Source organism: Halomonas sp. KM072 (assembly GCF_050710315.1).
In the GTDB taxonomy this organism is placed as follows: domain Bacteria; phylum Pseudomonadota; class Gammaproteobacteria; order Pseudomonadales; family Halomonadaceae; genus Vreelandella; species Vreelandella hamiltonii.
On the sequence record NZ_CP136132.1, the window covers coordinates 1,297,683 to 1,310,848 of the forward strand.

Sequence of the window (13,166 nt, forward strand, 5' to 3'; positions counted from 1 at the left end):
TTGCTTGGCGTCTGGAAGGGATGTTTGCTAGGCTGTAGATGAAATTCCGCCAGATGGAGGTTCCGCAATGGATGTCGCGGTCAGTAATACGGTCAGCACTGCGCTTTACATGAACCAGGCGCAAACGGTCGAGCAGGCGCAAATGCAAATGTTCAGAGATGCGCTGGAGCAGCAAGCCGATCAGGTCACGGAAGTATTGGCTTCGGCCGATGCGGCAGCACAGCCTGAGCTTGCTCAGGAAGGTAGCGTCGGTACGCAGATCAACACCTTCGCCTGAAGCTCTCGCTTTTTGATCCCCAAACGCCGACCTTGTCGGCGTTTTTTGCTTTGGTATGCCGCAGGCAGGGAGTTGCGTTACCATAGGCGCACCCCGCCACTGGTCTGGCGCTTATTTGGTTATTACGCAGTCCCCCTATTTAGAGAACTCCATGTCTGACGCTCAATTAGCGCGCGAAGCAGAGCTACGCCGCACCTTTGCCATTATTTCGCACCCTGATGCTGGTAAAACGACCATCACCGAAAAAATGCTGCTGTTCGGAAATGCCATTCAGATGGCCGGTTCGGTGAAAAGCAAGCGCAATGATCGCCATGCGACGTCCGACTGGATGAAGATGGAGCAGGAGCGGGGCATCTCGGTGACGACGTCGGTCATGCAGTTCCCCTACGGCGGACGCATCGTCAACCTGCTGGACACTCCAGGACACGAGGACTTCTCGGAAGACACGTACCGCACCCTGACCGCCGTCGACTCCGCACTGATGGTCATCGATGGGGCCAAGGGTGTCGAAGATCGCACCATCAAACTGATGGAAGTGTGTCGACTGCGTACCACGCCCATCCTCACCTTTGTGAACAAGATGGACCGCGATATTCGTGACCCCATCGAAGTCATGGATGAAGTGGAGACGGTGCTCAACATCCAATGCGCCCCGATGACCTGGCCCATTGGCATGGGGCGGCACTTCAAGGGTGTCTATCATCTCTACAACGACGTGATTCACCTCTATACCCAGGGGCAGGGCAGCCGTATCCCTGACGACAAGCGTATCGAAGGGTTGGACAACCCGGAGGTGGATGCCTTTCTGGGCGAAGAGCAGGCCGAAGAGCTGCGCATGGAAGTCGATCTGGTGCGCGGCGCTTCCCATGAGTTCGACCTGGAAGCCTATCGTCGTGGCGAGCTGACCCCGGTCTATTTCGGTACCGCCATGGGTAACTTCGGCGTGCGTGAAATGCTGGACGGCTTCGTCGAGTACGCGCCATCGCCGCAGCCCCGCGAGACCGATACTCGAGAAGTCACGGCCAAGGACGATCGCTTTACCGGTTTCGTTTTCAAGATCCAGGCCAACATGGACCCGAACCACCGTGACCGCATTGCCTTTCTGCGGGTGTGTTCCGGCAAGTACGAAAAGAACATGAAGATGCGCCATGTGCGCATTGGCAAGGACGTCAAGATTGCCGATGCGCTGACCTTCATGGCCTCGGACCGCTCCCACGTGGAGGAGGCCTGGCCCGGCGATATCATCGGCTTGCACAACCACGGCACCATTCAGATTGGTGACACCTTTACCGTGGGTGAAGACATGCGCTTCATGGGCATCCCGCACTTTGCGCCGGAGCTGTTCAAGCGCGTGCGCCTGAAAGACCCGCTGAAGATGAAAGCACTTCAGAAAGGCCTGCAGCAGCTATCGGAGGAAGGGGCTACTCAGGTCTTCATGCCGGTGGATAACAATGACCTGATTCTTGGCGCAGTAGGTACGCTGCAGTTCGACGTCGTTGCACACCGCTTGAAGGAAGAGTACAAGGTCGACTGTCTCTACGAAGGCGTCAATGTGCAGACGGCTCGCTGGGTCTATTGTGACGATGCGAAGATGCTGGAAGAGTTCAAGCGCAAGGCAAGTGCCAACCTGGCAATCGACGGCGGTGGCTACCTGACCTATATCGCCCCGACCCGGGTCAATCTGCAAATGACCCAGGAGCGCTGGCCGGATATCCGTTTCCAGCCGACCCGAGAGCACTAACTTCAAGACTCGCCTCAAGACGCCTACCCAAACGAGAGCGCTTGCCATGCTCATTGACGCCCACTGCCACCTGGATGCCGCGGAGTTCGATGAAGACCGAAAGGCCGTCATCGCCGCAGCCAGGGCCGTGGGCGTCAAGGGTTTCATCGTGCCTGCCACGGTTCGCCAGCGCTGGCAGCAGGTGCTGGCGCTGGGCGAGAGCGAAGGGGTCAGCATCTGCCTCGGACTTCACCCCTATTTCATTGCCCAGCATCACGCCGATGACCTGGCGGCGCTGGAGGCGCTGGTCAAGCAGCAGCTGGCCTGCCCGGAAACCGCCCTGGTGGCGATTGGCGAGTGTGGTATCGATGGCCGCTTCAGCGAGAGTCTCACGCAGCAGTGGGAATATTTCGATGCCCAGCTCGGTATCGCGAGCCGTTGTCAGCTTCCCCCCGTCGTGCACTGTGTGAAGGCCAACGATGACGTGGCCAAGCGGCTTCATCAATGGGCACTGGCGAGGCCCGGCATGATCCATGCCTTTGCCGGTTCCTACCAGCAGGCCGCAAGGCTTCTGGATGCGGGGTTTGTACTGGGGCTGGGAGGCGCCGTCACCTACGCTCGTGCTCAACGCCTGCATCGTGTGGTGGCCTCATTGCCGGATGACGGGTTCGTGCTGGAAACCGATAGCCCTGATATGCCGCTGAGTGGCTTCCAAGGGCAGCGCAATGAACCTTCGCGCGTGAAGCACGTCGCTGAGCAGGTGGCTAAGCTGCGTCAGCAATCGCTGGAACACGTCGCAGCGCTGAGCAGTGCCAACGCTGCGCGCATTTTTGGCCTGTGAGTGCCGTCTCGCTGGCGTTAGCTCAATTGAGCCGCTAGTGCCTCAGGGTCCAGGCGCTCAATGGGGTAAGGCAGCGCGTGCAGGCTCACTGGCTGCGCTTGCCAGTAGACGGAGATCTGCTCCTCCGCCACTTTGGTATTCATGACCGCCAGCAACTCTATCTGCTGCTCGTCACTGAACGCGCTGTTGACGACTTCACCCAAGGCTTTCCCTTCCTGATCCACCAGGCTGTCGCCTATCTGGGGTAATGCGCTGGCGCTCACGTGCGCATACACCAGGCGTTTTTTGACCTGGCCGCGAAAGTGCGCCCGAGCGACAACTTCTTGCCCGGTATAGCAGCCCTTTTTGAAGCTGATGCCGCCCAGTGCTTCCCAGTTGAGCATTTGTGGCAGGAAGTGATCCTGCTGTGCCGCCGTCAACCAGGCGAGGCCGCTACGGATATCCGCCAGCTGCCAGGCTTGCTGTTGCGCCTCTTGCGAAACATGCTCTGGGGGTGTGGTTTCCAGCATCAGCAGCCAGCGGGCAGTACCCGGCATGCGCAGGGCGGTGCCCGAAGGGCTGGTATGGTGGGCATAGGCTTGATCGGGCAACGTCACGCCTGCCTGCTCCAGTAGCGTGGCGTCGGGGGCGCTGCTGCCCACGAATGTCACGGACGTGGCAATCGTCAGCTCGGTCTTGTAGAAAGCGGCAAATTTTTTGAGGTGGTTGGCCAGAGACTCGGCCAGCGAGGCGTCGAGAACCAGCCGATAGTGCTGTGGCGCCAGGCGCAGCAGCTGGGCATTGGCCAGCATGCGCCCTTTGGGAGTGCAAAAGCAGGTCAGGGGGGCGAAATGTCCATTGGCGAGGCCGACCTGGGCGCTGGTTTGACCCTGGAGAAATTTTTCGGCATCAGGGCCCGTGACGTCCAGCGCTGCCAGGTGCGTCAAATAAACGGTACCGGTGAAAGGGTGAGTTTCGGCGGTGGCCATGGTCTCTCCTGAAGATGAATGCTGCGCGATATGAAGTGAAAGGCGCGGCAATAGGTTACGCTAGGTGCGGGCAGTGGGCTGCAATTGCAAGCGCACTTTCGCGTGCTAAACTTCAATTCCGCGTATCGGCCTTGCACAAGAATTTTGCGTCGTATCGCCGATCGATCTTGCTAGCATATACTTAACAAGACTCATTAACACATAAAAGGGCAACGCATGGCAGTGCAATCACTCAGTTTCCAAGGGGTTTCCAACGCTGATCAGGTCAACAAGATCACCACGGCATTGATGATGCTGGATGGGGTGGACAGCGCCGAAGTAGGGCGTCATGGCGCCGAAGTGGAAGGGCGTGCCAAGCGTGACGCGCTGATCCAGGCGGTCGAACGGCTCAAGCTACCTGTCAAGGTGTCGTGAATGCATCCGCCTATCGTGGTGATCAGTGAGCGCAACCGGGCGTTTCGTCAGCGTATCGAGGTCAATGGCCTGGAAGACCTCTACGCAGACGTACCCGCAGTGGTGGGTGGCGATGAAAGTGCGCCGGACCCTCACGACTATTTCGATATCGCTTTGGGAACCTGCAAGGCCATTACCGTACAAATGTATGCCAAGCGCAAGCAGTGGCCGTTGGAAGGCATTACGGTCACGGTGCAGCGAGACGACCAGGATGAAAAGAAGGGCGTTTACCGGCTGGCCGTTCAGCTCGAACTGCACGGTATCAGCGACCCTGAGCAGAAAGCCAAGCTGGAAGAGATCAGCCACCGATGCCCCATTCAGCGGTTGATGACCCAGGCCACCATCGAGATCACCACTCGCACCGAGTGACCATCCCAGGAGCCATGATGAGCAAGGAATTTCGTCTGCAGTCAAAATTCAAGCCTGCGGGCGACCAGCCCACCGCGATCCGCAGCCTGGTAAGCGGCCTGGAGTCGGGCCTTGCCCACCAGACGCTGCTGGGCGTTACCGGCTCCGGCAAGACCTTCACCATGGCCAACGTGGTGCAGCAGCTACAGCGGCCGACCATCGTCATGGCGCCCAACAAGACGCTGGCGGCCCAGCTGTATGGCGAATTCAAGTCGTTCTTTCCCGACAACGCCGTCGAATATTTCGTCTCCTACTACGACTACTATCAGCCGGAAGCATACGTGCCTTCCTCGGACACGTTCATTGAAAAAGATGCCTCGATCAATGATCACATCGAGCAGATGCGGCTGTCCGCCACCAAGGCGCTGCTGGAAAGGCGTGATGCCTTGATCGTCGTGTCGGTATCGGCGATCTATGGTCTGGGTGACCCGGATCAATACCTGAAAATGCGCCTGCACTTTACCCGCGGCGAGCTGATCGATCAGCGTGCCTTCCTGCGCCGATTGGCGGAGCTGCAGTACACGCGCAACGACATGGATTTTCGTCGCGGCACCTACCGTGTGCGTGGTGATGTAATCGATATCTTTCCGGCGGACGCCGACGAAGAGGCCGTACGGGTCGAGCTCTTCGACGACGAGATCGATTCCATCCGCCTGTTTGACCCGCTGACAGGGGATATACGTGGCCAGGTGCCGCGCATGACGATCTACCCGAAGTCGCACTATGTCACCCCCAGGGAAACCATCCTGGAGGCCATCGATGCCATCAAGGGGGAGCTGAAAGAGCGGCTCGAGTGGCTGAGAAAGCATGAGCGGCTGGTGGAAGCCCAGCGCCTGGAACAGCGCACTCTCTACGACATCGAAATGATGCTGGAGCTGGGTTACTGCAACGGCATCGAAAACTACTCGCGCTACTTGTCTGGCCGTGCTCCTGGCGAGCCGCCGCCGACATTTTTCGATTACCTGCCCGACGATGCGCTGCTCTTCATCGATGAGTCCCACGTCAGCGTGCCCCAGGTGGGTGGCATGTACAAAGGTGACCGCTCCCGCAAGGAAACGCTGGTGGAGTACGGCTTTCGCCTGCCTTCCGCGCTGGACAACCGGCCGATGAAGTTCGAAGAGTGGGAGTCGATTTCGCCACAGACCATCTTCGTCTCGGCCACCCCGGGGCCTTATGAAGCAGAGCATGCCGGTCAGGTGGTCGAACAGGTGGTGCGCCCCACGGGGCTGCTCGACCCGCAAATCGAAGTGCGTCCTGCCAGCACCCAGGTCGACGATCTGCTGTCCGAAATCGGCTTGCGCACCGCGGTGGGCGAGCGCGTGCTGGTGACCACGCTGACCAAGCGTATGGCCGAGGATTTGACCGACTATCTCGACGAACACGATATTCGGGTGCGCTATCTGCACTCCGATATCGATACTGTCGAGCGGGTGGAAATCATCCGCGATCTACGGCTGGGCAAGTTCGATGTGCTGGTGGGGATCAACCTGCTGCGTGAAGGGCTTGATATTCCGGAAGTATCGCTGGTCGCCATTCTGGATGCAGACAAGGAAGGTTTCCTGCGTGCCGAGCGTTCGTTGATTCAGACCATTGGCCGCGCGGCACGTAATGCCAACGGCAAAGCGATTCTCTACGGTGATCGGATTACCGACTCGATGCGCAAGGCCATCGATGAAACCGAGCGCCGCCGCGCCAAGCAGATGGCCCATAACGAAGAGCATGGCATCACGCCGACCACCGTGACGCGTTCGGTGGCCGACATTCTCGAAGCCGCCCAAACGCCCGGCAAGAAGAGCTCCCGCCGACGTGGCAACGAGCGCAAGGTGGCCGAGCCTGAGGGTAGCTATGACGTGGCGTCCATGAGTCGCCAAGACCTGCTGGCGGCCATCAGCAAGTTGGAAGACGCCATGTTCGAGGCCGCCCAGAACCTGGAGTTCGAAGAGGCGGCGAGATTGCGTGATCAGGTGCACCGCATGAAAGAACAGCAGCTGGCGCTGGGGTAGGCGATGCCTGAAGGCCCTGAAATCCGGCGAGCTGCGGATCGTATCGAAAAGCAGCTCGCGGGGAAGACGCTGGAAACTGTCTGTCAGACCAAAGCGTTAACCCCTGCATGGAGGGAAGCACCTGTAGTGGCTGCCGGGATTGTTTCAATACGGTATACTTCCCGCACACTTAGACGGCCGAGAAGGTCGCACTTAGCACGATAACCGAGGAGCTGTTCATCCATGACCGTGATTCGCCAGGACGACGTGATTCAAAGCGTTGCCGATGCTCTGCAGTACATCTCTTACTATCACCCCAAGGATTTTATCGATGCCATGGCAGCCGCTTATGAGCGCGAAGAGAATCCGGCAGCCAAGGATGCCATTGCTCAGATCCTGATCAACTCACGGATGTGCGCCACGGGCCATCGCCCCATCTGCCAGGACACCGGTATCGTGACGGTATTCGTGCATGTCGGTATGAACGTGACTTGGGAAGCGGATCTCAGCCTGGATGACATGATCAACGAAGGCGTGCGCCGGGCCTATCAACTGCCCGATAACGTTCTGCGTGCATCGGTTCTGGCCGACCCGGATGGCAAGCGCCAAAACACCAAGGACAATACGCCCGCCATCATCCATCACAAGATCGTGCCTGGCGACAAGGTCGATATTCACGTGGCAGCGAAGGGCGGCGGTAGCGAGGCAAAATCGAAGTTTGCCATGCTCAACCCTTCCGACAGCGTGGTGGATTGGGTCATGGAACAGTTGCCCAAGATGGGCGCTGGCTGGTGCCCGCCCGGCATGCTCGGTATCGGGATTGGTGGAACCGCCGAAAAGGCCATGGAAATCGCCAAGGAAGCGCTCCTTGATCCTATCGACATCCAAGACCTTCAGGCACGTGGCCCCAGCAACCGGGCAGAAGAGCTGCGTCTGGAGCTGTTCGACAAGATCAACAAGAGTGGTATCGGTGCCCAGGGGCTGGGCGGCTTGACCACGGTGCTGGATATCAAGGTCAAGGATTATCCCACCCATGCGGCCAACAAGCCGGTGGCCATCATTCCCAACTGTGCGGCGACGCGTCATGCGCACTTCACTCTGGATGGTTCCGGTGCCGTCTCGTTGCCAGCTCCCAAGCTGGAAGATTGGCCGGAAATCACTCGTGAAGCGGGTGATAACGTCAAGCGCGTGAATCTCGATACGGTCACTCCCGAAGAGGTCAGCACCTGGCAGCCAGGCGACACGCTGCTGCTCAACGGTAAACTGCTGACCGGACGCGATGCGGCGCACAAGCGTATGGTCGACATGATCTCCAAAGGTGAGCCGCTGCCGGTAGACATGAAAGGTCGCTTCATCTACTACGTCGGGCCCGTAGACCCGGTAGGTGATGAAGTCGTGGGGCCAGCAGGGCCAACGACCGCCACTCGTATGGACAAGTTCACCCGTACCATGCTGGAAGAGACCGGTCTGCTGGGGATGGTGGGCAAGGCCGAGCGTGGCCAGGCGGCCATCGACGCGATTCGCGACAACCAGGCCGTCTATCTGATGGCGGTCGGGGGCTCTGCCTATCTGGTGGCCCAGGCCATCAAGAAGTCTCGTGTAGTAGGCTTCGAGGACCTTGGAATGGAAGCCATCTATGAGTTCGAAGTGGAAGACATGCCGGTCACGGTCGCCGTCGATAGCCAGGGCACGTCGGTGCACCAGACGGGGCCTGCCAAGTGGAAAGAAATCATTGCCCAAAAGGCCTGATGGCCGATTGGCAGCCTGTGTGACCAGATGAGTGATCGGAAGCCCCGTGCCAGGCGGGGCTTCTCCGCATGGTCGCTATAGAAAACAGCAAGATGTCCTGATGATGACGAGGAAGCGTTAATGGCCTCATGGCTGCTAGGCACGGCGATCATGATGATCCACGTTCTGGGGATGGTCTCGGCAGTAATGGCGTTGATGTCCAGTCGAACATCCCAGGGTGCCGTCGCGTGGATCATTTCACTGCTGACCTTTCCCTATATTGCTTTACCCGCCTACTGGTTTTTTGGACGCCCCCGCTTCTATGGCTATGTGACCGCACGCGGTGCAAGAGATACGGTGCTTCGCAGAGTCTTGGTGCGCTATCGTCACAACATCAAGCCCCACGTGGTCGAGTCCACCAATACCGATATCAAGGCCGTGGAGCAGCTGGCGATGATGCCGCTGACCCGAGGCAATCACCCACAGCTGCTGATCGATGGGCAAGCAACGTTCGACAGCTTGTTCGAAGGCATCGCGCAGGCTCGGCACTATCTGTTGCTGCAGTTTTTCATCGTGCGGGATGATGCGCTGGGACGTGAGTTGCAGCAGCACCTCGTAGGCGCGGCCCAGCGCGGTGTGCGTGTCTATTTTCTCTACGATGAAATTGGCAGCCGCAAGCTGAGAGACAGTTATTTCAAAGAGCTGAAACAGGCTGGTGTCGAAGTGACCCCGTTTCGATCGTCGCGCGGCATCAAACACCGCTTCCAGCTCAACTTCCGCAACCACCGCAAGATTGCCGTGGTGGATGGGGAGCAGGGGTGGGTAGGCGGCTTCAATGTCGGCACAGAGTATCTGGGGCAGAGCAAGAAGCATGGCCCTTGGCGTGATACTCATCTGTTACTGCACGGTCCTAGCGTTCTCGGCCTCCAGGAAGCGTTCTGGGAGGATTGGCACTGGGCCACAGGGGAAGTGATTACGCTGAACTGGCACGCGGCACCCGCCGCGGGGCATGACCAACAAGTGGTCATCGTGCCGTCGGGGCCAGCGGACAAGCAGGACACGGCAGGGCTGCTGGTGCAGCAGCTGATTCACAGTGCCAACGAACGTTTCTGGGTCACCAGCCCGTATTTCGTGCCCGACCAAGGCGTTCAGGATTCATTGAGACTGGCGGCCATGCGCGGTGTAGATGTGCGTGTGATGATCCCGGAGCGGCCGGATCACTTGCTGGTTTTCCTGTCGGCGTTCTCGTTCTTACCCGACATGCTCAAGGCGGGCGTGAAAATATACCGTTATCAACCTGGCTTTCTACATCAAAAAGTCATGCTTATCGACAACAGCTCGTCTGCTATCGGTACGGTCAATCTGGATAATCGCTCGTTCAGATTGAATTTCGAGATTACCGCCTTCATACCCAGCGCTGATTTTACCCGACAGGTGGCCGAGATGCTGGAAGCCGATTTCGCCCAGTGCCGACGCGTTACCCTCGATGAAGTCAGCCAGCGGCCAATGTGGAAAAAAGTCGTCTCCCGCGCCGCGTACCTGATGTCACCCGTCCAGTAGCCGCTGGGCCAGCCGCGATCACAAAGAACCAATAAACAAAGGGAGTGTTGGGTGAATCTTGAAACAAAATGGTTAGAAGATTTTGTGGCACTGGCCAACACGCGCAGTTTTTCTGCGTCTGCCAGGCAGCGCCATGTGACCCAACCTGCCTTTAGTCGTCGCATCAGGGCGCTGGAACAAGCGGTGGGAGTCACTTTGGTGGACCGCTCGACGACACCCATAGGACTCACCTCGGAAGGCCAGCTTTTTTTGGTCACTGCGCGCAACCTGGTAGAGCAACTCAATGAATCACTCAGCCATTTGCGTGGCCTTTCGATTGCCAATGAGGCGCTGGACATCGTGGCCGCACACTCCTTGGCGCTGAGTTTTTATCCGCCCTGGATCTCGCGGCTGCAGAAGGGTTTGGGCGAACTGCCGACGCGGTTGGTGGCCATGAATGTGGGCGAGGCGATTCACGTTCTGCGGGAAGGCAACTGTGACCTCATGCTGGCTTACTATGACCCGTTTGCTACCATGCAGCTGGACGCCGAAGTGTTCCCGTCTTTTTCGATTGGCAAGGTCAAGATGTTGCCCGTGTCGCTCCCTGATGAGCAGGGCAAGTCGCTGTTCTCGCTGCAGCGTGATCAGTCGATTCCCTACCTGGCCTACACGCAGGGTGCTTTCCTGGGGCGTAGCGTGCGCATGCTGCTGAAGAACGATCCGCTACGCATGAAGCTGCGTACGGTGTACGAAACGGCCATGGCCGAGGGCCTGAAGGGCATGGTGTTGCAAGGAGTCGGCGTGGCCTGGATTCCCGATTTCTGCATCCGTGAAGAGCTGAAGTGCGGTCGGCTGGTTCGGGCAGGAGATGAGGGGTGGGATATTCCGCTGGAAATCCGTTTGTATCGTTGCTCGCTGGTGCACAAGCCCGGGGTAGAGCGCCTGTGGCGGCAAATGATGAAGCTGCCGCGCGATTTTCTGCAGGGCTAAACGCCGCCCAGGTTGGCCGGTAGCCCTAGAAAGTTTTGAATGATGAAGAAGTGGTCTTCAAACAGACTTTCCGGCTCCAGGTCGGCCAACGCCACCCAGTGGGCATGCTCGCCGCCTCTGACCGGCTTCAGGCGAGGTAGCTGCTGGTCGGGGGTCAGCGCAAAATAGAAAGCTTCGGCGAGCGTTCGCCCTCGCCAACTGCGGTGTGGCTCATCGAACAGACGCTGGCCGCGTAGCGAGCCCTTCAGCACCGGTTCCGGCACTTTGAGCCGCAAGCGTTCGCGCAGCTCGCGCAGGCAGGCATCCAGCAAGCGTTCGTGAGGGTTGATGAAGCCGCCGGGCAGAGCGAACAGCCCCTTGCCAGGGGCGGCTGTGCGCTTCACCAGCAATACGTGGCCAGATTGCACCACCACGGCATTTACCGTCACGAAGATGGGCGGGTAAGGGGCTTTTGCCCAGGCCTGGCGATACTGGTCCAGCAAGTGCTGCTCCTCCAGCAACTGATGATAAGCACCACCCTTGCAGAACTGTCCTACGCTTCTGACCACCCCCGGGGGAAGATCATGATAAGCACCAGTGCTCAGATAGTCGCCGGTGGCGTCAGGGGAGCGAAACAGCCGCTCTCGAATCTGGCTGGCTGAAATGCCTTCCACCAGCGGAACGCTGACCGATTCCCACTGAGGAAACAGCGAAAGGTAGTAGCTCGATTGGCCACGGCTGGCTCCGATCAGTCCGATACGTGGCAGACGAGCCTTGGCGGGGGTAGCCAGGTCACGTACCTTGCGTTGCACATCCCGCACCCAGACATCGTCATTGTAAAGGGCATCCAGCAGGGGCGTGATTTCCAGGCGGCGGTTCTCGGCTTCGTCGAATCCAGAACGGATCATGGCTTGGCGTTCATTGAAGTGCCAGGGATTGCGTAACGAACGCGCTTGCCATGAAGAGCCGACCATGACGATGACCTGACGCGCCTGTTTGAGCGCTTCGCGGATGATGGCCAAATGCCCCAGATGTGGCGGCTGAAAACGACCAATGAAGACTAGGCAGTCAAACTCATGGTTCGAAGGGGGGAGGGCAGCATCCGGTGTCATGGGGTGTCCTTGCGCGCTGGTCAGTTGGCCATCAGGCGTGGCCATTATGGTCAGTGAGTCACTTCTGTGCAATGCATCAAACCCTGCGCTCAACGGTTTCATTCGGTATGCTTACCTATTGATAGTGATAGTGGCGTTATAAAAAAGGACGCTGGGAATGGTTTTAAAGGGAATAACTATGCTGAAGCGCACGCTCGTTTTCTGGTGGAACGTGGTACAAGATGCGATCTCTCTATGGCTGGAGCGCAATGCCTTCAGCTACGCTGGTTCGCTGGCGTTCTATACGCTTTTTTCGCTGGCTCCGACGATCATCATTGCTGTCACCGTGATCGGGGTGGTGCTGGGGGAAGATGCTGCTCAAGGGCAAATCGTGGCGCAGCTTCAAGGCACGTTAGGAGCCGAGGCTGCCCAGGCGGTGGAACAGGCGGTTGCCCAGTCGCGTATCGAAGAGTCCGGGCTTCTGCCTACTGTCTTAGGGGTGGTTGCACTCCTGGTGGGTGCCACCACGGTCTTTGCTCAGATGCAGTTTTCACTCAATACCATCTGGGGCGTCACGGCCAAGCCTACCAGCAACAGCGCCTTCATTTTCATCAAGACGCGCCTGCTGTCGCTGACCGTCGTGCTTTCGATTGGCTTCATTCTGCTCGTTTCTCTGGTGCTGGGCGTCTTTCTGCGCAGCATGCTGCACGCCACCAGTGACCTGCTGCCCATTGCGACCATCGTCACCACCACTGCCGAGTCGCTCATTTCGCTGGCCATGGTGACCTTGCTGTTTGCCACTATCTTCAAAGTGCTGCCCGATGTGGTATTGCGTTGGCAGGACGTGCTGATCGGCGCGCTGGTGACGGCGATTCTGTTCACGATAGGCCGCAGCCTGATCGCCATCTATCTGGCCTATACGGCCACCGCATCTACCTATGGTGCCGCGGGCTCGGTAGTGATGATCCTGCTGTGGGTCTACTACAGTTCCTTGATACTGTTGTTCGGTGCATCGTTTACCCGTTCGCTGCTGCTGCGCCGAGGGTGCCCTCTGGTGCCCCGCAACAGTGCGGTATTGGTACGCCAAGAATTGCTTTGATGAACAGGAGGTTGCCATTGTCGCAGTGCTGTCTGCGTGGAATGGTGCCTGGGAAGGTTCAAGGGACCAGGGTGACCCACGTATCAATGGA

12 protein-coding genes are annotated in these 13,166 nt (G+C 58.5%); 10 read left to right on the top strand and 2 right to left on the bottom strand.

Annotated elements, in window-relative coordinates; translation table 11 throughout:
• Positions 1-67: 67 nt before the first annotated feature.
• From RVM26_RS06090 to RVM26_RS06100, 3 genes are all read left to right on the top strand, one after another.
• Positions 68-277, top strand: a complete 210-nt coding sequence (locus RVM26_RS06090) for a putative motility protein (protein ID WP_039178020.1) — start codon at positions 68-70, stop codon at positions 275-277.
• A 151-nt stretch (positions 278-428) separates the two neighbouring features.
• The gene (locus tag RVM26_RS06095) at positions 429-2,018 is read left to right on the top strand and encodes a peptide chain release factor 3 (RefSeq protein WP_287804521.1); all 1,590 of its coding nucleotides are present in this window, start codon (positions 429-431) and stop codon (positions 2,016-2,018) included.
• A gap of 46 nt (positions 2,019-2,064) precedes the next feature.
• On the top strand, positions 2,065-2,838 hold the full coding sequence (locus RVM26_RS06100; protein WP_498941406.1) for a TatD family hydrolase: 774 nt from the start codon (positions 2,065-2,067) through the stop codon (positions 2,836-2,838).
• Between the two features lie 17 nt (positions 2,839-2,855).
• On the opposite strand, the gene ygfZ is transcribed toward RVM26_RS06100, so the two are convergent.
• Entirely contained in the window at positions 2,856-3,806 is a 951-nt protein-coding gene (gene ygfZ / locus RVM26_RS06105) for a CAF17-like 4Fe-4S cluster assembly/insertion protein YgfZ (RefSeq protein ID WP_287804517.1), read from the bottom strand.
• A gap of 216 nt (positions 3,807-4,022) precedes the next feature.
• On the opposite strand from ygfZ, the gene RVM26_RS06110 reads away from it, so the two are divergent.
• The 6 genes from RVM26_RS06110 to RVM26_RS06135 all read left to right on the top strand — a co-directional run bounded on the left by RVM26_RS06110 (position 4,023) and on the right by RVM26_RS06135 (position 10,906).
• Complete coding sequence (locus RVM26_RS06110; protein ID WP_498941407.1) at positions 4,023-4,220, top strand: hypothetical protein; 198 nt, start codon at positions 4,023-4,025, stop codon at positions 4,218-4,220.
• A complete protein-coding gene (locus RVM26_RS06115; protein WP_039178011.1) occupies positions 4,221-4,628 on the top strand; it encodes an OsmC family protein in 408 nt (135 codons plus the stop codon).
• A 17-nt stretch (positions 4,629-4,645) separates the two neighbouring features.
• Complete coding sequence (gene uvrB / locus RVM26_RS06120) at positions 4,646-6,670, top strand: excinuclease ABC subunit UvrB (RefSeq protein ID WP_039178009.1); 2,025 nt, start codon at positions 4,646-4,648, stop codon at positions 6,668-6,670.
• A gap of 222 nt (positions 6,671-6,892) precedes the next feature.
• Positions 6,893-8,398, top strand: a complete 1,506-nt coding sequence (locus RVM26_RS06125; RefSeq protein ID WP_039178005.1) for a fumarate hydratase — start codon at positions 6,893-6,895, stop codon at positions 8,396-8,398.
• A 120-nt stretch (positions 8,399-8,518) separates the two neighbouring features.
• A complete protein-coding gene (gene cls, locus RVM26_RS06130; RefSeq protein ID WP_498941408.1) occupies positions 8,519-9,937 on the top strand; it encodes a cardiolipin synthase in 1,419 nt (472 codons plus the stop codon).
• A gap of 51 nt (positions 9,938-9,988) precedes the next feature.
• Positions 9,989-10,906 carry a LysR family protein gene (locus RVM26_RS06135; protein ID WP_498941409.1) on the top strand — a complete coding sequence of 306 codons (918 nt, stop codon included), beginning with the start codon at positions 9,989-9,991 and terminating at the stop codon, positions 10,904-10,906.
• Here the strand turns inward: RVM26_RS06135 and RVM26_RS06140 are convergent.
• A complete protein-coding gene (locus RVM26_RS06140; protein WP_498941410.1) occupies positions 10,903-11,997 on the bottom strand; it encodes a bifunctional nicotinamide-nucleotide adenylyltransferase/Nudix hydroxylase in 1,095 nt (364 codons plus the stop codon). The two genes, RVM26_RS06135 and RVM26_RS06140, sit on opposite strands and share 4 nt — an antisense overlap.
• Positions 11,998-12,175: 178 nt before the next feature.
• On the opposite strand from RVM26_RS06140, the gene RVM26_RS06145 reads away from it, so the two are divergent.
• Positions 12,176-13,075, top strand: a complete 900-nt coding sequence (locus tag RVM26_RS06145) for a YihY/virulence factor BrkB family protein (RefSeq protein WP_498941411.1) — start codon at positions 12,176-12,178, stop codon at positions 13,073-13,075.
• Positions 13,076-13,166 lie beyond the last annotated feature (91 nt).